The organism is Amycolatopsis sp. NPDC051903 (assembly GCF_044452505.1).
Classification (GTDB): domain Bacteria; phylum Actinomycetota; class Actinomycetes; order Mycobacteriales; family Pseudonocardiaceae; genus Amycolatopsis.
On the sequence record NZ_JBITBT010000009.1, the window covers coordinates 143,941 to 164,275 of the forward strand.

Genomic DNA, 20,335 nt, shown 5'->3' on the forward strand with positions numbered 1-20,335 from the left:
TTTCGGTTGTTGGCAGCTCTACGACGCAGCTACGGCCGCAGTGGTTGCCACCGTTCGACGTAAACCGTCCGCGGGGGTTCGAAATCCACTACAAGGACCTGTGTGCCCGTCGGGAACCGGGCTTCGGGGTCGGCCGCGTACGCGTAGAACGCCTCGGTGCCGCCCCGCACGCTGAGCAGCACCTCACCGATCAGGCCGGGGCCGACAGCGCCCGTGATCCGCCCGCGGCTGCCGATCATCCGCCGAAGCCCCGGATCTTCACCTTCGTGCCCTTCGGCACCAGTGAGCCGGGCTGCGGGTCCTGCTGGAACACGAAGTTGAAGCCGCCGCCCCCGCCGTGGCCGCGTCCGCCGCCGCCACCTTGCTTGTCGACGTCGAGCCCGGCCTGCTTGAGGATCTGCTCGGCTTCGTCGAACTGCTTGAACCGCACGTCGGGCACCTGCACGGAGTTGGACACGAAGACCCGGACCTGCTTGCTGCCCGGCGTGTTCGCCGGCGGATCGGTGCGCGTGACGCCGCCCGCGGGGATCGTCTGCGAGAACTCCTCGCCGCCGTCCACCGGCTGGAACCCGGCCTGCTGCAGCAGCTGGAACGCCTCGGCCTTCGGCCGTCCCGTCACGTCCGGCACGGGCGGAAGCGGTTCCGGGCCCTTCGACAGGACCACGGTGACCTGGCCGCCGATGTTCACCGGCGTGCCCACCGCCGGGCTGACGCTCATGACGGTGCCCTGCGGCGCCGTGTCGCTGAACGCGGGCGTGCCCTGGGCGACGGTGAGCTGCTGGGCCTGGATCGCCTTCGTCGCGTCGGCCAGCGGGGTGCCGACCTGGATGTTCGGCACCACCGGCCGGCCCTTGGACACGACCACCGACACGGTCGCGTCCTTCTCCAGCTGCGTGCCTTCGGCGGGATCCACCTTGATGACGGTGTTGGCCGGGACGGTGTTGCTGAACTCCTGGCTGTACTTCGGGGTCAGGCTCTCCGCACGCAGCTTGTCGCCGGCTTCGGCCTGCGTCAGGCCCACGAGCTGGGGCACGGCCGCCGTGGTGGGGGCCGATTCGCTGAGGATGAAGGCGAACGCGCCGATGAGCCCGCCCAGCACGAGCACACCCAGCGCCACCAGAGCGATCATCTTGCGCCGGTCGCGCGGCTTCGGCGCGTCCTCGGGACGGGCGTGCGAGCGTGGCCGCGGCGGGGGCGGTGGGGGCGGCACGGCCATCGTCGGCTGTCCGCCCGGCGGCGACGGCGGCGGCCCGGCGGGGACGGCTCGCGTCAGCGCCCGCGTGCCCTGCGGGCCCGAGACGGGCATGGTCCGCTCGGCCACCGGGATGCGCGGCATCGTGCGCTCGGCGTCGGACATGCGGTCGCCGTCCGGCGGCGGGGGCACGGGGATCGGCACGGGCTGCAGGCCCAGCTCCGCGCGCACGGCCTGAAGCTCGGCGAGGAACGCACCGGCGTCGGCCGGGCGCAGCTCGGGATCGCGGCGCGTGGCGCGCAGGATCAGCTCGTCGAGCGCGGGCGGCAGGTCCGGGCGCAGCTCGCTCGGGCGCGGCACGTCGTCGTTCACGTGCCGGTAGGCGACCGACAACGGCGTGTCCCCGGTGTAGGGCGTCGCGCCGGTGAGCATCTCGTACAGCAGGATCCCGGCCGAGTACACGTCGCCGCGGGCCGCGGTGACGCCCGTCGTCACCTGCTCCGGGGAGAGGTAGGCGACCGTGCCCAGGATGACGCTCGAGCTCGTGGTGCCCGCACTGGCAACGGCGCGGACCAGGCCGAAGTCGCCGACCTTCACCACCCCGCCCGACAGAGCACCGCTGCTGCGGCCGATGAGCACGTTCTCGGGCTTCACGTCGCGGTGCACCAAGCCGGCGGCGTGGGCGGCCGCCAGGGCCGACAGCACGGGCTCGGCGATGCTCAGCGCGAGCGCCACGTCGAGGCGGCTCTGCTCGGCCAGCAGGTCGCGCAGCGTCCCGCCGTCGACGAGTTCCATCACGAGGAACGCGAGCCCGCTTTCCTCACCCGCGGGGACGTCGAAGCCCTGATCGTGCACGGCCACCACGTTCGGGTGGTGCAGTTGCGCCGCCGACCGCGCTTCGCGCACGAACCGGTCCACGAACGACCGGTCGTCGGCGAAGCGGGGGTCCATGATCTTGATCGCGACCTGCCGGTCCAGCCGGGTGTCCACACCCCGGTAGACCGACGACATCCCGCCCCGGGCCAGCAGCCGGTCCACGCGGTAGCGGCGTTCGAGCAGCGTGCCGACGAGGCTGGGGTGCGTGCGTGTCACGGCTGGCTATCGTACGGACTGACGCCCGCGGGGGTGAGATGACCTGGCGGGTCACCCGTGCGTACCAGTGGGGAAACCGGTCGAATGTGGCACAGTGTCACGTGTGAGTGGGATACCTGTCGCCGATGACGTCCTCGACTCCGCGGTCGCCGTTCTTCCGCTTGCGGAGGTGGCGGCCGTGCTCGGGATCTCGTCCAACAAGGTGCGCCAGCTGCTTCGCGACGGCCACCTGATCGCGCTGAAACGGAACGGCGAGCTCTGCGTGCCGAACGACTTCTTCGTCAAGGACGGAGTGGTCAAGGGCCTGGCCGGCACGATCACGGTGCTCGCGGACTCCGGGTTCAGCCGCACGGAGATGCTGCGCTGGCTCTTCGCGGAGGACGAGACCCTGCCGGGCGTGACGCCGGTCAACGCACTGCGGACGAGCCACGGCACGGAGGTCAAGCGGCGCGCCCAGGCCATGGCTTTCTAGGCACTTCGCCCGGTTCACCCCGCACTGGCGTGACCACGCCGGGTAGTCGAACGCGGCCGCGGCCCGCCCGTCGCGCCGAACACCCGTACGACCGAAGGCCTCCCCGCGTGCGCGAGGAGGCCTTCGGTGAATCGGTGCAGCTCAGCCCTGCTGCTTGTCGCGCCAGGCGAGCCACTTCTTCACGTCGGTGAGGTCGTGGTCGGGGCCGCCGACGCCGACGGTGAACGTGGTCACACCCAGTTCGGCGAGCTTCGGGCCGAGCTCGTCCGGGTCGCCCTGCACGCCCACCGAGCGCTCGATCTCGCCCGGGTCGCGGCCGAGGTCGGCGCAGTGCTGGTCGAGGACCTTCACCTTGCGCTCGACGACCTCCGGGTCGCCGAAGCCGTGCCAGATGTCGGCGTGCTTGGCGACGAGCTTGAGGGTCTTCTTCTCGCCGCCACCGCCGATCAGCACGGGGATCTTGCGCGTCGGCGCCGGGTTCAGCTTGCCCAGCCGCGATTCGATGCGCGGCAGCGACTCGGCCAGGTCGTCGAGGCGCCCGCCCGCGGTGCCGAACTCGTAGCCGTACTCGTCGTAGTCCTTTTCGAACCAGCCCGAGCCGATGCCGAGGATGAGGCGGCCGCCCGAGATGTGGTCCACGGTGCGGGCCATGTCGGCGAGCAGTTCCGGGTTGCGGTAGCTGTTGCACGTCACCAGCGCGCCGATCTCGACGCGCGAAGTCGACTCCGCCCAGGCGCCGAGCATGGTCCAGCACTCGAAGTGCAGGCCGTCGGGATCACCGTAGAGCGGGAAGAAGTGGTCCCAGTTGAACACGATGTCCACGCCGAGGTCTTCGGCGGCGGAGGCGGTGCGGCGGATGCTGTCGTAGTCGGCGTGCTGCGGCTGGAGCTGAACCCCGATCCGCAGCCGCTTGGTCGAACCAGTCATGGTTCAGAGCCTACGCACCCGGGAGCGGGCCCACACGGCGACCAGCTGCGGCAGCGCGACGGCCAGCCGGCGGCCCTTGCCGACGACCGCGCGCCGGTTCAGCACGTCGTAGTCCAGGCTCTCGATCTCGTCGAGGATGCCTTCGTAGAGCGTGATCGCGGTGCGCACGCACGGCCGGGATTCGGGGCGCAGCAAGGGAATTCCGGCCTCGGCGCGCCGGTACACCGCGCGGGCGCGCGACACGGCGACGGCGAGGGCGCGCCGCACGCGCGGGTCGGCCGCGTTGCGGCGCCGGGATTCCACGAGCAGCTCACGGTCGACGCCGAACGCCGCGAGTTCTTCCGCGGGCAGGTACAGGCGTCCGCGGTCGAGGTCTTCGCCGACGTCGCGCAGGAAATTGGTGAGCTGGAAGGCTTCCCCGAGCGCCGCCGCGCTCGGTTCGGCTTCCGCCAGCGGCACGACGGTGCCGAACACCGGCAGCATCTGCAGCCCGATCACGCACGCCGACCCGTGGACGTACTCGGCGAGGTCCGCGTACGTCGCGTACTCGGTGACGGTGAGGTCCATCCGCATCGAGTGCAGGAACGCGTCCACGAGCTCGCGCCGGATGGCGTAGCGGTGCACGGTGTCCGCGAGCGCGGCCAGCACCGGGTCCGCCGGCGCACCGCCTTCGTAGACCTCGTCGACCATCCCGGCGACGGTGTCGAGCGCGCTCTTCGGGTCGGAACCCGGTTCGGGGTTGTCCACGAGCTCGTCGGCCATGCGCGCGAAGCCGTACAGCGCGTGCGCCGCCGGCCGGGCGCGCGCCGGCAACAGGCGGGTGGCGAGGAAGAACGTGCGGCCGTGGTGGGCGTTGATGCGGCGGCACTCGGTGTACGCGGCCCGCAGGCCGGGCTCCGTGATGCCGGCGGCGTCCAGTTCTGTCACCGGCCGGTGATCCTTTCCGCGGCGAGACGTCCGGAGATCAGCACCGGCGGGATGCCGACGCCGGGGGTGGTGCCGCAGCCGGCGAGCACCACGTTGCCCGCCGCCCGCACCAGGTTGGCGGGCCGGAAGGGGCCGGTCTGCGTGAACGTGTGGGCGAGCGAGAACGGCGTGCCCGCCGCGAGCCCGCGCGCGGCCCAATCGGTGGGCGTCACGAGTTCGTCCACGGTGAACTCGGCGCCGAACCCGGTGAGCCCGCGCCCTTCCAGCGTGCGCACGAGTTCTTCGCGGTAGGCGGGACCGACGCGTGGCCAGTCGATCTGGCCGCGGCGCAGGTTCGGGGCGGGCGCGAGCACGGACACGATTTCGCCGCCGTCGCCCGCGAGGCCGGGCTCCGTCGCGGTCGGGCGCGTGACGAGCAGCGAGGGATCGCTCATCAGGCGACCGTCGCGCACGATCTCGGCGAACGTCTGCTCCCAGGCGCGGCCGAAGAAGATCGTGTGGTGCCCGAGCTGGTCCCACGACCTCGTGGTGTGCCCGTGCAGCACCACGGCCGAGGGCGAGTACCGCAGCGGCAGGACCCGGTTCGGTCGGGCGCCGAGGAGCCGGTAGGCCGTGCGCAGTTCGGTGGCGAGCACGACGGCGTCGCAGTCGATCCGCTCGCCGGTGCGCGTGCGGACCGCGCGCACGCGCGACGACACCCGCTCCAGCCACGCCGCCTCGGTGCCGAACCGCAGGTCGGCGCCGGCTTTCGCGGCGGCGTTGGCCATGGTCCGGGCGATCGCGCCCATGCCGCCGCGCGGGTAGTAGACGCCGCCGACGGTGTCCATGTACGCGATCACGCCGTACGCGCCGAGCGCCCGCGCCGGGTCGAGCCCGGCGTACAGCGCCTGGAACGAGAAGAGCCGTCGCACGCGCTCGTCGCGCAGGAAGTGCGCGACCTTCGGGCCGAGCCGGCCGAACCCGCCCAGCGCGGCGAGCTTGGCCAGCTCGGGGCGCGCCAGATCGAGCGGCGTGTCGAAGTTGGCGCCGATGAAGCGGTCCTTCTGCACCGCGTACAGCTCCGTGAGCCAGCGTCGCAGCGCGCGGTATCCGGCGGCCTCCACGGGGCCGGCGAACGCGCGGATCTCCTCCTCCATCGCGTCGCCGTCGGTGCGCAGCGCGAGCGTGCTGCCGTCGGCGAACCGGGCGTGGTAGGCGGGGTCGAGCTTCGTGAGCTGCAGCGTGTCCGCGAGGGATTCGCCGACGGCGTGCAGGGCCTCGTCGACGAGCTCGGGCATGGTCAGCACGCTCGCGCCGGTGTCGACGGCGTTCGCGCCGAAGTCCTGCTGGCCCGCGCGGCCGCCGGGCACCTTGTCCTGCTCCAGCACCGTGACGCGCCGGCCCGAGCCCAGCAGGTGCAGCGTCGCGGAAAGCCCGGCCAGGCCCGCTCCGACCACCACCACGTGATCGGTGGGCCCGGTGACGGCTTTGGTCACGAGGTCCGCCGCGTCGCCTTGCCGACCAGCTCGGCCAGCGCGGCCGGCGCCGGCTCGGCCAGGTGCGCGCGGTCGAGCGCGGCCATCGCCGAGTGGGTGAGGTCGTCGATGCGCCGCTCGACGGCGTCGACCGCGCCGACGCTCGTGAGCGCGTCGCGCACGGTGTCGACGGCCGTGTCGGACAGATCGGCCTTGCCGATCGCGCCGGCGATCACCTTCGCCGCGGCCGACTCGCCGCGTTCGTCGGCCAATTGCAGGCCCAGCGCCACGAGCAGCGTGCGCTTGCCCTCGCGCAGGTCGTCGCCGGCGGGCTTGCCGGTCACGGACGGGTCGCCGAACACGCCCAGCAGGTCGTCGCGCAGCTGGAACGCCACGCCGACGTCACCGCCGAACTCCAGCAGCGTGGTGACCAGTTCCTCGTCGGCACCGGCCAGCGCCGCGCCGAGGTGCAGCGGGCGTTGCACGGTGTACGCGGCGGTCTTCAGCCGGTCGATCCGCAGCGCGGCCTCGGGCGAGGCGTCGCCGACGGCCTGCGTCCGCACGTCCAGGTACTGCCCGGCGAGGACCTCCGTGCGCATCGCGCGCCACGCCGGCCGCGCCCGCGCCAGCGTCTCGGCCGGCAGCGGGGCCTCGGCGAACATGTCGTCGGCCCACGCCAGTGCGAGGTCGCCGACCAGCACGGCCGTGGCCAGCCCGAACGTCGCGGGCGACCCCAGCCACCCGTGGTCCGCGTGCACCTTCGCCGACGCCACGTGCACCGTCGGGAACCCGCGGCGCGAGTCGGAGGAGTCGATGAGGTCGTCGTGGATCAGCGCGCAGGCCTGGATCAGCTCCAGGCTCGCGACGACCTGCAGCGCCCCTTCGGCGTCCTTCCCCGACGCCGCACCGCCCGCGCCGCGCCAGCCCCACCACGCGAACGTCGGCCGGATGCGCTTGCCGCCGTTCAGCACGAACCCCGACAGCACGTCGATGCCGGCGCGCACGCTCGGTTCCGTCCGCACGATCCCGTCGCCGGCCCGGCCGAGGAACGCGGCCAGCGCCCGCTCGACGTGGGCGGGCAGGTCGTCGTCGAAACCGGGCACATCCATGCCGCCATCATCCGGGGCACGCGCCCGCACGGTGCCGCCGGGTGCCCCGGATGTGGCGAACGAGACGTCAGGTACTGGTGATCGCACCACGCCCCGCCGCCGGGACGGCAACCGCAGGTCCGCGCCTTCCGGCTCGGGCCGGTGCAGTGCCGGCTACCCGGTCCAGAACTCGCCCGGCAACCCGGCCGCGGCGAAGTACTCCGCCGCTTCGGCCGGGTCGCGGCGGCGGTAGCCGTACTCGAGGCGACCGGCGTACCAGCCTTCCGCCAGCCGCCACAGGGCCGGCAGGTCCAGCACCGCGCCCTTGGCCATCCCGGTCCGCGTGACCCATTCGTCCACACAGGACTCGTCGCAGAACAGGCGCTGGACCGAGCACGTGTGGCGCACGTCGTCCCACATGCGGGCCGTCGGCACGGGGAAGTGGGCGACGTACGCGCCCGCTGGGGGCGCGGAACGGTTCACGACGAGCGCGGTGGGCGAGGAGCAGCCCGGGCAGCGCGTGGCCACCAGCACCTCCGGTTCGGCGGGCACGAGGTGCGGGATCGCGAACGAATCCCACGCGCAGCCACCCCACCAGAGCGTGCGGGCGCCCATCACTGAAAAGCCGAGCGGGATCGCCGCGAACGGGTGCGCCAGCGCCACGTGCTCGCACTCGTCGAGGACGAGGTGGCGCTCGTCCGCGAGGCGGTGCAGTGCCTGCTTGGCCACGGCGAGTGAACCGTGGGCCGCATCGGCCAGCTCAGGGCCCGTTGGCGCGCGCCCGTGGGTGGCGAACGCCTGGTACACAGCCACTCGTACGTCTTCGTCCCAGGCGGTGTCGTCTTCGCTGCTCATCGCAGGCTCCTCGGCGGAGAGTTCCCCGTCTGACGGTACCCGTGGCCAAGGCCACGCGCCGGGGCTGCCCGTGTCCGGTTTGGCCCACTAACATTTCCTTTCATGAGGTCCGTGATCGAGCGGTTGCAGGGGGACTCGCCCAAGTTCTCCATCGAGTTCTTCCCACCCCGGGACGAAGCCGACGAGGCGGTGCTCTGGCGCGCCGTCCGGGAGCTCGAGCCGCTGGACCCGGCGTACATGTCGATCACCTACGGCGCGGGCGGTTCGAGCCGCGACGGCACGATCCGCAGCATCGCCCGCGTCGCCACCGAGACCACGCTCTGCCCGATGGCGCACCTGACGGCGGTCGACCACTCCGTTTCGGAGCTGCGCAACGTGATCGGCTGGTACGCGGCCGTCGGTGTGCGCAACATCCTCGCGCTGCGCGGCGACCCGCCGGGCGACGTCTACGGCGACTGGGTGCCGCACCCGCAGGGCCTCACCTACGCCGAAGAGCTCGTGGAGCTCGTCCGCTCCCTGGGCGACTTCTGCGTCGGCGTTTCGGCGTTCCCGTACGGGCACCCGCGGTCGCCGGACCTGGAGTCGGACACGAAGTACCTCGTGCGCAAGTTCCGCGCTGGGGCCGACTTCGCGATCGCGCAGCTGTTCTTCGAGGCCGAGGACTTCCTGCGGCTGCGCGACCGCGTCGCCGCAGCGGGCTGCGACGCCTTGGTGCTGCCCGGGATCATGCCCTTGACGACGCCGCGCACGCTGCACACCACCATCAAGCTCTCCGGCGCGGCCGCGTCGCAGCGGCTCCTCGACCGGCTCGAGCCGCTGTCGGACGACCCGAAGGCGTTCCGCGCGGCCGGTCTCGACGCCGTCACCGAGCTGTGCGAAAAGCTCATCGCCGAAGGCGTGCCCGACTTGCACTTCTACACGTTCAACCGGTCGAAGGCGACGCGCGAGGTCGTGACCCGGCTGGGGCTGGTCCCCGCCCGGGCGTAAGTCGCGCAAGTCCGTACCGCCGGCGGGGTTCCGGCCGGTACGGTGCGGCCCATGGCAACAACCGAACAGAGCGTGCACGGTATCTCCGACCGGTACGTCGACGATTACGCGGCCGTCGACCCGGTCGCCGCCACCATGCTCGGCGTCGCGGGGTACGACGACCAGCTCACCGACTACTCGCCCACCGGCCACGCCGCCCGCGCGGCGCTCGCGACGCGCGCCCTGGCCGAACTCGCCGCGACCGAACCCACCGGCGCGGGGGAGCGCGTCGCGAAAGCCGTGTTCGCCGAACGCGTCGGCCTCGACGTCGAGATCCACGACGCCGGCCTCGACGTCGCTTCGCTGAACGTGATCGCGAGCCCGGTGCAGGACCTGCGCATGGTGTTCGACCTGATGCCGACGGAGACCCCCGAACAGTGGGCGGACATCGCGGCCCGGCTGGGCAAGGTGCCCGAGGCGCTCGCGGGGATCCGCACGTCGCTCCTGACCGCGGCCGACGCGGGCCGCGTCTCGGCGCTGCGGCAGATCGGCAAGGTCGCGGAGCAGTGCGACACGTGGGCGGGCCTCGGTGACGCGCCCGGGTTCTTCGCCGGACTCGTGGGCGCCGCCGGCGAGGTCGGGGGCGCGCTGACGAACGACTTGCGGGCCGGCGCCCGCGCCGCGGAGGAGGCGTTCGCGGAGTTCGCGGGGTTCCTGCGGGCCGAGCTCGCGCCGAAGGCACCGGCCAAGGACGCCGTCGGCGAGGACGTGTACAAGCTGTGGTCGCGCTACTTCATCGGCGCGTCGCTCGACCTGCGCGAGGCCTACGAGTGGGGCTGGCAGGAGTTCTCGCGCATCGAAGCGGAAATGCGCGAGGTGGCCGGCCGGATCCGGCCGGGCGCGACCGTCGCCGAGGCCGCCGACGTGCTCGACGCCGACCCGCGCTACCGCGTGCACGGCCGGCCGCAGTTCGAGGCCTGGATGCAGGCCCTGTCCGACGACGCCCTGCAGTCCTTGCGCGGCAAGCACTTCGACATCCCCGACCGGCTCATGGCGCTGGAGTGCCGCATCGCCCCGCCGGGCGGCGGCGTCGGCGCGTACTACACCGGGCCGAGCGAGGACTTCAGCCGCCCGGGCCGGATGTGGTGGTCGCTGCCCGCGGACAAGGACGAGTTCACCACGTGGCGCGAAGTGTCCACTGTGTACCACGAAGGCGTCCCGGGCCACCACCTCCAGATCGCGACGGCCGTCAACCAGGCCGGGCGCCTCAACAAGTACCAGCGGCTGATGACCTTCATCTCCGCCCACGGCGAGGGCTGGGCCCTCTACGCCGAGCGCCTGATGCAGGAACTGGGTTACCTGTCCGACGACGGCAACCTCCTGGGCATGCTTTCGGAGCAGCTCTTCCGCGCCACCCGCGTCGTCGTCGACCTCGGCATGCACCTGGAACTGCAGATCCCCGCCGGCACCGGTTTCCACGAGGGCTCGCGGTGGACGCCCGACCTGGGTCTGGAGTTCATGCTGACGCGCACCATCACGGACCAGGCCCACGTCCGCGACGAGATCGACCGCTACCTCGGCTGGCCCGGCCAGGCCCCCGCCTACAAACTCGGCGAACGCCTCTGGCTCTCCGCCCGCGACGACGCCCGGCAACGGCTGGGGGATTCGTTTGACATCAAGGAGTTTCACACGCGGGCCCTCGAGATGGGTGGGATGGGACTGGACACGTTGCGGGAGCAGTTGGCTCAGTTCGAGTGAGATTCGGGCTGGCTGGCCGGGTTCGGTTCGACCGGCCAGCCGGTTCGGCTCGGTTTGGTGCGGCGGCCAGGTTCGGCTTGGGCTCGTTTGGCCGGGTCTGGCTTGGCTGGGTCTCGCTTGGCTGGTTCGGCTGGATTCTGAGTTGCCCCGCCTGGGTTGGCTCGGTTCGGCTGGATTCTGGGTTGCCCCGCCTGGGTTGGCTCGGTTCGGCTGGGACTGGCTTGGCTGGTTCGGCTGGGTCTCGAGATTGCGTGGTCTGGCTCGGCCTGGTGGCCCGGCCTATCGGGCCGGCCCGGCTCCGTCGGTTGGCTCGACTCGACTCGGCCTTGTTGAGCCGGTCCGGCTGGCCCGGCCCGTGGTGCGGCCGAGCCAGGCTCAGCCGGTCCGGTCCGGTCAGGTTCGGTTCGACTTGGGTTCGTTGGCTGGATCTGGATTGGCTGGTCTGGCTCGGTCGGCTGGATTTGGGTAGGTCTGGCTTGGCCTTTTGGCCCGGCCGACCCGGCGCGGCCGGCCCGGCCCGGCCGACCCGGCGCGGCGGGCTTGGCGCGGCGGGCTTGGCCCGGCCCGGCTTGCCGCACCCTCTCTGCTCCCCGGTCTGCTCGGCTTGGCTTCGTCTTGTCGATCTGGCTTGACTTTGTTGGACCGCCCCGCCCGCGGGTTGGCCCAGTCGGCGCGGTTCGGCTTCGCCAGGCCTCGTTGATCCGGATTGGCTGGGTTTCCCGCCCGCCCCCGCCCGACTCGGCATGGCGCGGCCAGGCTTAGCCGGTCCGGTCCGGTTCGACTTGGTGAAGTCCTCTGCAGCGTCGACGCGTCAGAGGGCTTTCCCTTGCCCGACGGTGGTTCTGCTCCCGCCCTCGAACAGTAACCGACTCCGCGTCGCACTCGCCGCGCTCGGCCTGAGTTGTCCACACGGGACCCGAGTTGTGGACAACTCGGCCCCCAAAACCGCTCAGCCCCGAAATTGTCGGGGGTGCCCGATAGACTGGACGTGGGACGCCCCCCTCGGGAGGGCGGGGGCATGTCGGCCCGGGGTCTGGTGCGGGGCAATGCACGGCAGCCCGCTCGGGCAGGGCCAGCCGCAGGCTGGATCAAGCCAAGCTCCGCGGAAAAATTCCAGCGCCGCACAACCCTCAGCCGTGTGCAAACAAGCCAACAATCGGCCCAGGCAAACACAAGCCGTCACCCGGGCAAGCCGGAGACGTGGGCGAGTGCCGAAGCCGGGCGCACAAGTCCCAGACAGTCAACCGCAGACCGGACGAAACACAAGGCGCCACGGCCAGGAAAAGCACACCAAGGCAACCCAAACCGACCACCCAAAACCAGTCGCCACCCAGACCCGCCAGCCCCTACACTCCCGCCCGTGCACCGGATCTTCCTCGTCACCCCACCCCCCGCGCTCTGAGCGGGGTGGTGCCCGCCGCGTGAGCCCGTGCCGGGTCCGCGGCCGGTCCGTGCTGTCTGCAGAACCGCCCCGCGTCGTCGATTGCCGGATTCCTTCGACGCTGGAGCAAAAAAGTGCATATCTCTTCACGTGCCCGTGCGTCAGGTGCGCTCGTTTTCGCCGGGGTGCTGTGGGGGACCGGGGGGCTGGCCGGGTCGTTGCTCGGGCAGCTGGCCGGGCTGCACCCGCTCGCGGTGGCCGCCTACCGGCTCCTCCTGGGTGGCGCGGCCGGGCTCGTGGCCGTGCGCCGGAAACCCCGGTCCGTCACCGAAGTGCTGATCGTCGGTGGGTTGTTCGCGTTCTTCCAGACCACGTACTTCGCCGCGGTCGCGCTGAGTTCGGTCGGGGCCGCGACGATGACGACCATCGGTGCGGCGCCCGTCCTGCTCACGATCGCCGCCGCGATGAGGAGGCGGCCGCGGCCCTGGACGCTCGTTTCGGTCGCCGGGGCGGTCGCGGGGCTGGTGCTGCTGCGCTGGTCGCCGGGTGAAACCGCAGCTGGGATGATCCTCGCGCTGCTCGCCGCGGCGGGGTTCGCCGTGCTGACCGCCCTGCCGAGGAAGGACGACCCGGCCGTCACCACGGCGTTCGGCTGCCTCGCCGGCGGCCTGCTGCTGACCCCGGCCGCGCTCGCGGTGGGGATGGGCCTGCCGGCCCGGCCGGACGTTCTGCTGACGGCCGCGTACTTCGGCGTCGTGCCGACGGCGCTCGCGTACGCGGCGTACTTCCGCGGCCTCGCCGGAGCCCACCCCGTGCTGGGCGCGCTTTCGGCGCTGCTGGAGCCGCTCACGGCGACCGTCCTGTCCGTCGTGTTCCTGCACGAACGGCTGAGCACGCCGGCGTGGTGCGGCGCGGCGCTGCTGGTCGGCGCGCTGGCGATCGGCTACTGGCGGCCCGAACCTAGCGCGGGTCGAGCGGCAGCGGGCGGCCGAGGATCGCGAACGGCCGCGGGTCGCCCGTGAACTGGTAGTCGCGCAGGACGTCGGTGAAACCGGTGCGCCGGTAGAGTTTCCACGCCCGGCTGGTGCCTTCGGGCGTGGAGAGCAGGACGTTGGCGTTGGGGACGCCGTCGAGCAGGCGGCGCAGCAGGTCCTCACCGATCTGCTTGCCCTGGTTCTCGGGCCGCACGTGGATCTCGGTGAGCTCGAAGTAGTCGCCGAGCCAGCGGTCCGCCTCGGCCGGTCCGGACCGGCGCGTGAGCCCGTGGCGGACCTGCTCGTGCCACCACTGCCCGGCGCGGCCGGTGTACCCGTAGGCGAGGCCGAGCAGCGCGTCGTCGGCGTCGAGGGCGGCGATGCAGCGCCAGCCTTCGCGCAGCGCGTGGGTGAGCCACATCGGCGCGCGCTGTTCGGCCGTGCCGTCGGGGTAGCGCATCGCCTTGACGTAGATGGCCAGCGCCTCGGACAGGCGCGTGCGGAACTCGTCCGGGGACAGCTGCGCGTACCGGGAAACTCCGGAGGACATGGCGGTCACGGCTGTCCATCCTCCCCTCCGGCCGCCAGTGCGCCCGGAGTGCCCCCGGTCAACGCGACGAGCCCGTCGAACGTCGTGGGGAACACCGACTTCGGGTGCCCGGCCGCGGCCCACACCTCGTCGTACGCGCGCAGCGCGGTGTCGACGAGCGTGACCAGCCGCCGCGGGTGGCCGACGGGGGCGACGCCACCGATGGGCTGCCCGGTGCGCTCGCGCACGAAGTCCGCGTCGGCCTTGCCGACTTCGGCGAACCCGGCGAGCTCCGCCAGCCGGGCGGGGTCGGCGCGGTGCGCGCCGGACGTGAGGGCGAGCAGCGCCACGTCCTCGCCGTTGGCCGTGCGCGCGCGGAAGACGAGGCTGTTGGCGATCGCACCGACCGGCACCCCGAGCGCCTCGGCGGCCTGCGCCGCGGTGCGGACCTCGGCGGGCAGCACGCGGACGCCTTCGGCTGCGGTCCGCTGGCCCGCCTCGGCGAGCGCGGCTGTGACCTTGGCGACGGCGGGATGGTCGAGCGAGCTCATGCCGTTATCAGATCACGCCTACGGCACCGTGTCCCGCACCACGTCCCCGGATTCCACCGGCGGGGTTGAGAGAACGCGGCACCGGGGGTTACTCTGGAAATCGTTCGAACAGACGTTCGACATCCGGTGAGTGTTCACCGGCCGGTGCCCGGCGAGGGGCGGGGGAAGCGCCTCGCCGCCGGGCACCGGCCGGGCTCACCCGAGCAGGAGGAGGGTCGTCATGTCCGTCTCGGTCGTGTCCCCCACGGATTCCGGGCAGCCGCAACTGCCCCTGTCGCTGCGCCCGCCGGTGCACCCGGCGGCCGCCACCCTGCTCGCCCAGGCCAAGCGTGCGCTGGCCGATGCCGAAAACGAACGTGATCCCGCCGAGCGGTTCATCGGGGCGTACCTCGCGGCGCTGCGCGGCGCGGGGGCCGTGCTCGCCGTGCGCGGGCGGCCGCGCCGGGGCCGCGGGCGTCCGGCCAGCGGCTGGGTGCTGCTCGACTCCGTCGCTCCGGAGCTGCGGGAGTGGTCTGCCTTCTTCGCGGCCAACTCGGCCACGCGCGCGGCCGCCGAGGCCGGCATCACGGGCAAGGTCACGGCGGAGTCGGCCGCCGAGCTGGCGCGCGCCACGGGGTTGTTCCTGGAAGTCGTCCGGCGGGTGGTCCACGGCCTGCCCATCTCCGGCGAAGCCAATGTCGCGTGAGCTCGGTCCGGTCGACCACGGCCGGTTGCTCGAAGCGCTGGAGATCGAAGCGCGCGTGCTGGGGGAGGTGGCGCACGCGGCGTCGGCGGAGGCGCCGGTGCCCACCGCACCCGGCTGGACGGTGAGCGAGCTGCTGCGCCACGTCGGCAGCGTCTACGGGGTCACCCTCGGCTGGCTGCGCGAAGGGCGCAAGCCCGCGCAGTGGCAGCGCGGCCCCCGCCAGGACGAAACGGTGGCCGACTACTACGCCGTCGCGCGCGACGCCCTGGTGGCCGAACTCGCCGCCCACGACCCCGCCGACCACGCCGCCACGTGGTGGCCCGCCGACCCGACCTACGGCTTCTGGCGCCGCCGCACGCTCCACGAGACGCTCGTCCACCGCGTCGACGCCGAGCGCGCCGCGGGCACCGTCCACCCGGCCGTGCCCGCCGACCTCGCCACCGACGGCGTCGACGAGGTCCTCACCCTGTACTTCGGCCACCGCCTCGCCCTCATGGGCCTCGCCGGCACCCGCCTCGGCACCGTCGGCGTGCAGACGGGCGGCCACAGCTGGATCGCCCGCGCCGGTCCCGACCGCATGGAGGCGTGGCGCTGCTCGCCGGAGGAAGCCGAAGCCGCCGACGAACTCGTCAGCGGCGAACCGGCCAACGTCTACCTCTGGCTGTGGGGCCGCGCCGCCCCGACCGCCGTCATCTCCACCGGCGGCCACGACCTGGCAGCCCAGCTCTGGGCCCTGCTTCGGCTGGCCACCCGCTGAACCGGAGAGTGGGGAAGCTTTCCCGGTTCACCCGGCGGTTTCTGTCGGTGGCGCCCGCTACGGTCCCGCCATGACCACCGGCCCGGCGAACCTGACCATCGACGCCGCACGGCCCCAGGAGCTGGCCCGCTTCTGGGCCGCGCTGCTCGGCTGGCAGGTCGTCACGGCTGCGGAAACGCAGAGCACCGCCTTTGCAAGGCGGGGGCCGGTGACAACGGGGGATGGCCCGGCTCCGCGGGGGCCGGCAACCGGTGAGGAAGGCGGCGCACAAGGCCCAGCTGTGGGATTCGAGTCGTCGATGCCCGCTACGGGAGGGCGGCACTCTGTCGTCGGGCGCGAGCCTGGGCAAGCCGACACCGGAGCGGGGCAACGCGTGACCAGGACCGGCGGCGAAGGTGCGAGCAGCGCACCGGGCCCGGTCGCGGGATTGGAGTCGTCGAGCGCCGCCTCCGGAGGGCAGCGGTCGGTCGGTGCTGTCGAGGATGCAGTGGCCGTGCGGCCGTCGGCGGGGGACGGGTGTGGGTTCGACCTCGTGTTCGTGCCCGAGGAGGGGCCGAAGCGGGGCAAGAACCGGTTGCACCTCGATCTCGCGAGCCGCACGGACGGGCACCAGCGGGAGCTCGTCGAGCGGGCCCGGGTTCTGGGCGCGCGGTGTCTCGACGTCGGCCAGGGGGACGTGCCGTGGGTGGTGCTCGCGGATCCCGGGGGGAACGAGTTCTGCGTCCTCGAACCGCGCCGCGAGTACGAGCGCGCGGGGGCGCTCGCGGCGCTGGTGGTCGACGCCACTGAGCCGGCGGAACTCGCGGAGTTCTGGTCGGCCCGCCTCGGCTGGCCGGTCGTGGCGAGGCATCCGGTGATCGTCACCCTGCGCGCGCCGTCGGGGCGGGGGCCGGCGATCGAGTTCCTGCGGTCGGCCGACGTGAAGAGCGGACGCAACCGGCTGCGCGTCCACCTCGGTGAACGGCCCGATCCCGCCGTGGATCCCGAGGGCAACGAATTCGCCTGAACCGCCGCCGCGAGGTCTCTCGGTGCAGGCAGGTGTGGGCGAATTGCTCGTGCTGCTGTTGAGCTCCGCCGAAGACCACCTGGTGTTCGGCGACGTCGTCCGCGACTGGGGCCGGCTCGGCGAGATCATGACCGGCTCAGCCAGCACGACGCCAGCCACGACACCACCGACTACCGCGCCCCGCCTGGTCACCAGCCCCGGAAAACGTGCACCTCCTCGTGCGGGCACCCCGGATTTCCGTGGCCGCGAAGGAAACCACGCCGACGGCACCCGGCTAGAGAGCTCCCGCGGCGGCTTCGAACCTTCCAGCGCAGGCAGCCCGAGGTCGCCGAACACCGCGTCCGGGTTCCCGCCGACCGCCGCGCCGGCCGTCTGCACCCACTCCGGCACCGCGACCTGGTCGAGCAGCGCGCGGTTGGCGACCGCATCCGGCAGCGCGGCGAACCCCTCGGCGCCCAGCCGGAAGTTCACCGACACGAACACAACGCCGCGTCGTGCGAAGGCCGCGCCGTCGTAGATCGGCATCGCCGACGAGCCCGTGACGTTCGAGCCGCCGCGCAGCCACACCAGCACCGGCAGGTCGGGTCGGGCGTCCACACGTTGAGGTTCAGGCACCCGGCACCACCGGCTCCGCCGGGAACGAACCCGGCAGCGGCACCGAAGGCGCGGTCGGCCCGAACTCGAGCGCGTCGCGCACGCCGTCTCACCCAGCGGGCTTACGCGGCGCCCGGAAGCGGCCGGAGCCGAAGGGCGCGGCGGCGTAGGGGATGCCCAGGAACCGCGTGACGCCTTCACCCACGCTGCCCCGGGTGCTGACGACGGGATCGATCACGCCACTGTTACCACCGCCTGCCGCGGCGCGGGGCGTCTGCCCGAAACAGCACGGTTTCGGAGCCCACAAGAAAGGGCCCCTGACCGGCGCGAAGCCGGCCAGGGGCCCTTGTTCACCCAGCTACTGTCAGCCGTCCGTCTCGGCCGACGGGATGTAGGCACCCGGCACCTGGTCCGGCGAGTAGATCTTGTTCTCGCCGGGGTACGGGGTCTTCCACCCGTGCACCTGGTACCACGTGAAGTGGTCCATCTGCTCGGGGTTGGCGGAGTCCGGGATCGCGCCCGGACCGGTGAAGTGCTGGTTCTTCTGCCACGTCGCCCACTGGGACGCGACCTGCTGCTGTTCAGCCGGCACCGCGGTGGGCGGCTGGACGGCCGCGAACTGCGGAGCGACCGTGTCCGAACCGCACGACGGCTGCGTGGCGAGACCGGCCGTCAGCGACGTCCGGTTCGGCACCGCCGTGAACGGCGTGAAGTCCGGCTTGTTCGTGAAGGCAGTCGCCATCGGGGTGGCCGCGCTGTCCTTCTGGTTCATCGGCTGGATCCCGAGGATCTGCTCGATCGTGCGGATCATCGTGATCTGCGAGTAGTACCGGTTGTCGACCACACCGTGCTGCGCGTACGGGCTGATGACCTGGATCGGCGCCCGGTGGCCGTCGACGTGGTCCAGACCGGCCTGCGAGTCGTCCTCGACCACGAAGATGGCCGAGTCCTTCCAGTACGGGCTGTGCGAGATCTCGTCGACGATCCGGCCGGTGGCGAGGTCGTTGTCCGCGACCTGGGCGGCCGGGCTGGCCGGGCCACCGGTGTGGTCGTTGGAGAGCCAGAACATGTTCAGGTTCGCAGGACCGTTCTTCTCGAAGTCCTGCTGCCAGACCTGCTCCTTGTAGACGTCCGGCACGCTGGTGTCGAACAGCGGGAAGCCGGGCACCGACACGTCGTTCAGCGACGGGATCGCCGAACCGGTCTTGATCGGGTAGGCGCTGGGCTCACCCGTCGCGGCCATGTTCTTGGCGTCGCAGTAGTAGTTCTGCCACGTCCCGCCGGCCGGCTTGGTCTCCAGCGACTGGAACTCGCCGTAGTCCTTGACGGACTTGCCCGCCGCCTGCGCGCCGGTCCAGATGAAACCGGACTTCTGGTGGCCGAGCACGTCGTTCTCGGTGTCGTAGCTGCGCAGGTACTCACCGGCCGAGGATTCGGTGTACTCCGGGTCGTCGGCCTGCATCAGCCAGTTGTGACCTTCAGCCGAGTTCGTGCCGATGTCGTACGTGTTGTCGTACAACCCGAACTGCTGAGCCAGCGCGTGCTGGTTCGGCGTCACGCTCTCGCCGAACTGCGCCAGCGCCGCGTCGCCGTTGCCCTGCGGCATGTCGCCGTAGAGCTGGTCGTAGGTCCGGTTCTCCTTGACGATCAGGAAGACGTGCTTGATCGTCGAGGGGTCACCGAGGCGCTGCGGCACCGGGACCGGCTTCTTGTTGCGGTTGTCGTTCGCGACCTGCACCGAGTTCTCGGTCCAGCCGTTCTGCTTGAACACCTTCGGCGTGTACGACTTGATCGTCTGATCGTCGGGCAGCTGGAAGCGCTGCACGCTGGCCGTCGTGTCGTGCGTGCCGTGCCCGGCGGCCGTGGTCGGGCGCTGGGCGTCGATGCCGCGGGTGTTGGACACGACGATGTCCTTGCCCACCGTGGCGATCGCGGTCGGGAAGTAGTCCGTCGGCAGCAGGCCGATGTAGCTGGTCGGCTCCTTCGGGCTGGCGTAGCGGTAGACGGCGATCGCGTTGGCGCGGCCGAGCGTCACCAGCAGGTGCCCGTCCTGGGTCAGCGTGATGCCGTCGGGCTCGTACCCGACCGACGCCTCGGGCCACGGCTGGGTCGCGATGGTCTGGACGACCTGGTCCTTCGCCGAGTCGATCACGGACACGGAGTTGCTGGAGGTGTTCGCGACGAACACCGTGCCCTTGCTCGTGTACAGCGCGGTCGGGTGCAGCCCCACGTCGATGCTCTTCACCGCGGCGGCCGGGTTCGCGGTGTCGATGACGCTGACCGTGCCGGTGGTGGAGGCACCGGTGGCGGGGTCGGCCGGCACCGGGGTGTTGTACGAGTTGATCGTCGTCTCGCCGGGCTTGGCCATCCGGCCGCCCTCGTTGCTGGCGTACAGCTTGTTGCCCACCAGAACCAGGTCGCGCGGCGCGATGCCGGTGTTCCAGCTCTGCAGCACGGCACCGGTCGCCGCGTTGATGGCGACGACGCGGTTCTGGCCGTTCACCGCGGCGTACACGACGGTGCCGTCAGGCGAGAACACGGCCTGGGCGACCAGGGCGTGCTTGGGTCCGTCGGCGGGGATCTTGACGGAGACGGGGTTCGCGAGCGTGCCGTCGGCGTTCACCGAGAACTTGGTGTAGCCGTCGGTCTGGGCGAGCCACAGGAACTTGCCGTCGGGGGAGTACGACGGGCCTTCCTGGCCGACGTCGTTGCCGGCGATCTTGAGGTTCGCGGTCGACGAGTTGCCGATCAGCTGCTGGACCTTGTAGCTCTTGAGGTCCACGATCGTCAGTGCGATGCCACCGTCGGTGGTCAGGGCGGCGAGGTGCGTGCCGTCCGGGCTGATCGACGACGCCATGATCTTGCCGTTGTTGACGACCAGGCGGTCGCCGATCGGGCTCAGGTACTGGTCGCTGGAGACGACCATCCCGTCCTTGGTCTGCTGCGTGACGTGCTGAGTGCCGAATTGCTGCGTCGAAGCGGTACCGATGCCGGTGCCGGTCACCACGAGCGCGAGAGTGGCGGTACCGGCGGTGGCGAGGCGGACCCGGCGGGATCTGCCGGCGGAAGCTCCGGTGGCGGCTCTCTCGACACGCCTGCGGCGGCGTGTTACCTGCATTGAGTTTTC

General features: G+C 71.9%; 18 protein-coding genes and 2 pseudogenes. 8 read left to right on the forward strand and 12 right to left on the reverse strand.

Translation table 11 applies throughout. The features are described from left to right. Positions 1-29 precede the first annotated feature (29 nt). Positions 30-239 (reverse strand): hypothetical protein, encoded by a 210-nt coding sequence (locus ACIA77_RS21740; protein ID WP_204090468.1) that lies wholly within the window; start codon positions 237-239, stop codon positions 30-32. Then, positions 236-2,284 (reverse strand): Stk1 family PASTA domain-containing Ser/Thr kinase, encoded by a 2,049-nt coding sequence (gene pknB / locus ACIA77_RS21745; protein WP_395887730.1) that lies wholly within the window; start codon positions 2,282-2,284, stop codon positions 236-238. Before pknB ends, ACIA77_RS21740 begins: the two co-directional genes overlap by 4 nt. 103 nt (positions 2,285-2,387) lie before the next feature. On the opposite strand from pknB, the gene ACIA77_RS21750 reads away from it, so the two are divergent. Continuing rightward, the gene (locus ACIA77_RS21750; protein WP_395887731.1) at positions 2,388-2,756 is read left to right on the forward strand and encodes an Rv2175c family DNA-binding protein; all 369 of its coding nucleotides are present in this window, start codon (positions 2,388-2,390) and stop codon (positions 2,754-2,756) included. A 141-nt stretch (positions 2,757-2,897) separates the two neighbouring features. Here ACIA77_RS21750 and ACIA77_RS21755 read toward each other — a convergent pair whose 3' ends face one another. The 5 genes from ACIA77_RS21755 to merB all read right to left on the reverse strand — a co-directional run bounded on the left by ACIA77_RS21755 (position 2,898) and on the right by merB (position 8,007). After that, complete coding sequence (locus tag ACIA77_RS21755) at positions 2,898-3,683, reverse strand: LLM class F420-dependent oxidoreductase (protein ID WP_395887733.1); 786 nt, start codon at positions 3,681-3,683, stop codon at positions 2,898-2,900. A 3-nt stretch (positions 3,684-3,686) separates the two neighbouring features. Next, positions 3,687-4,610 (reverse strand): phytoene/squalene synthase family protein, encoded by a 924-nt coding sequence (locus ACIA77_RS21760; RefSeq protein ID WP_395887734.1) that lies wholly within the window; start codon positions 4,608-4,610, stop codon positions 3,687-3,689. After that, positions 4,607-6,085: a phytoene desaturase family protein gene (gene crtI, locus ACIA77_RS21765; RefSeq protein WP_395887735.1), complete on the reverse strand. Its 1,479-nt coding sequence runs from the start codon at positions 6,083-6,085 to the stop codon at positions 4,607-4,609. Before crtI ends, ACIA77_RS21760 begins: the two co-directional genes overlap by 4 nt. Then, positions 6,082-7,173 carry a polyprenyl synthetase family protein gene (locus tag ACIA77_RS21770; RefSeq protein ID WP_395887736.1) on the reverse strand — a complete coding sequence of 364 codons (1,092 nt, stop codon included), beginning with the start codon at positions 7,171-7,173 and terminating at the stop codon, positions 6,082-6,084. The genes crtI and ACIA77_RS21770 overlap by 4 nt, the downstream gene beginning before the upstream one ends. Before the next feature lie 153 nt (positions 7,174-7,326). Then, the gene (merB, locus tag ACIA77_RS21775; RefSeq protein ID WP_395887737.1) at positions 7,327-8,007 is read right to left on the reverse strand and encodes an organomercurial lyase; all 681 of its coding nucleotides are present in this window, start codon (positions 8,005-8,007) and stop codon (positions 7,327-7,329) included. 102 nt (positions 8,008-8,109) lie between these two features. Here merB and ACIA77_RS21780 point away from each other — a divergent pair, with 102 nt between their 5' ends. From ACIA77_RS21780 to ACIA77_RS21790, 3 genes are all read left to right on the forward strand, one after another. Then, a complete protein-coding gene (locus tag ACIA77_RS21780) occupies positions 8,110-8,994 on the forward strand; it encodes a methylenetetrahydrofolate reductase (RefSeq protein ID WP_395887738.1) in 885 nt (294 codons plus the stop codon). 51 nt (positions 8,995-9,045) lie between these two features. Beyond that, positions 9,046-10,731 (forward strand): DUF885 domain-containing protein, encoded by a 1,686-nt coding sequence (locus ACIA77_RS21785; RefSeq protein ID WP_395887739.1) that lies wholly within the window; start codon positions 9,046-9,048, stop codon positions 10,729-10,731. Positions 10,732-12,297: 1,566 nt separating this feature from the next. Then, positions 12,298-13,134, forward strand: a complete 837-nt coding sequence (locus ACIA77_RS21790) for a DMT family transporter (RefSeq protein WP_395887740.1) — start codon at positions 12,298-12,300, stop codon at positions 13,132-13,134. Here the strand turns inward: ACIA77_RS21790 and ACIA77_RS21795 are convergent. Next, entirely contained in the window at positions 13,073-13,645 is a 573-nt protein-coding gene (locus tag ACIA77_RS21795) for a GNAT family N-acetyltransferase (protein ID WP_395887741.1), read from the reverse strand. The two genes, ACIA77_RS21790 and ACIA77_RS21795, sit on opposite strands and share 62 nt — an antisense overlap. Continuing rightward, positions 13,642-14,166, reverse strand: coding sequence for a YbaK/EbsC family protein (locus ACIA77_RS21800; protein WP_395887742.1), 525 nt, complete (start codon positions 14,164-14,166; stop codon positions 13,642-13,644). Before ACIA77_RS21800 ends, ACIA77_RS21795 begins: the two co-directional genes overlap by 4 nt. 220 nt (positions 14,167-14,386) lie before the next feature. Here ACIA77_RS21800 and ACIA77_RS21805 point away from each other — a divergent pair, with 220 nt between their 5' ends. The 4 genes and pseudogenes from ACIA77_RS21805 to ACIA77_RS21820 all read left to right on the forward strand — a co-directional run bounded on the left by ACIA77_RS21805 (position 14,387) and on the right by ACIA77_RS21820 (position 16,614). After that, entirely contained in the window at positions 14,387-14,851 is a 465-nt protein-coding gene (locus ACIA77_RS21805; RefSeq protein ID WP_395887743.1) for an SAV_6107 family HEPN domain-containing protein, read from the forward strand. After that, positions 14,841-15,608: a maleylpyruvate isomerase N-terminal domain-containing protein gene (locus ACIA77_RS21810; RefSeq protein WP_395887744.1), complete on the forward strand. Its 768-nt coding sequence runs from the start codon at positions 14,841-14,843 to the stop codon at positions 15,606-15,608. Before ACIA77_RS21805 ends, ACIA77_RS21810 begins: the two co-directional genes overlap by 11 nt. 70 nt (positions 15,609-15,678) lie before the next feature. Continuing rightward, positions 15,679-15,804: pseudogene (locus tag ACIA77_RS21815) on the forward strand (VOC family protein); the annotation flags it as partial. A gap of 177 nt (positions 15,805-15,981) precedes the next feature. Beyond that, positions 15,982-16,614 carry a VOC family protein gene (locus tag ACIA77_RS21820; RefSeq protein WP_395887835.1) on the forward strand — a complete coding sequence of 211 codons (633 nt, stop codon included), beginning with the start codon at positions 15,982-15,984 and terminating at the stop codon, positions 16,612-16,614. A 393-nt stretch (positions 16,615-17,007) separates the two neighbouring features. Here the strand turns inward: ACIA77_RS21820 and ACIA77_RS21825 are convergent. The 3 genes and pseudogenes from ACIA77_RS21825 to ACIA77_RS21835 all read right to left on the reverse strand — a co-directional run. Beyond that, positions 17,008-17,229, reverse strand: a pseudogene (locus tag ACIA77_RS21825) (carboxylesterase family protein); the annotation flags it as partial. Between the two features lie 88 nt (positions 17,230-17,317). Further along, positions 17,318-17,446: a carboxylesterase family protein gene (locus tag ACIA77_RS21830; RefSeq protein ID WP_395887745.1), complete on the reverse strand. Its 129-nt coding sequence runs from the start codon at positions 17,444-17,446 to the stop codon at positions 17,318-17,320. Positions 17,447-17,572: 126 nt separating this feature from the next. Beyond that, a complete protein-coding gene (locus tag ACIA77_RS21835) occupies positions 17,573-20,326 on the reverse strand; it encodes an alkaline phosphatase family protein (protein WP_395887746.1) in 2,754 nt (917 codons plus the stop codon). Positions 20,327-20,335 lie beyond the last annotated feature (9 nt).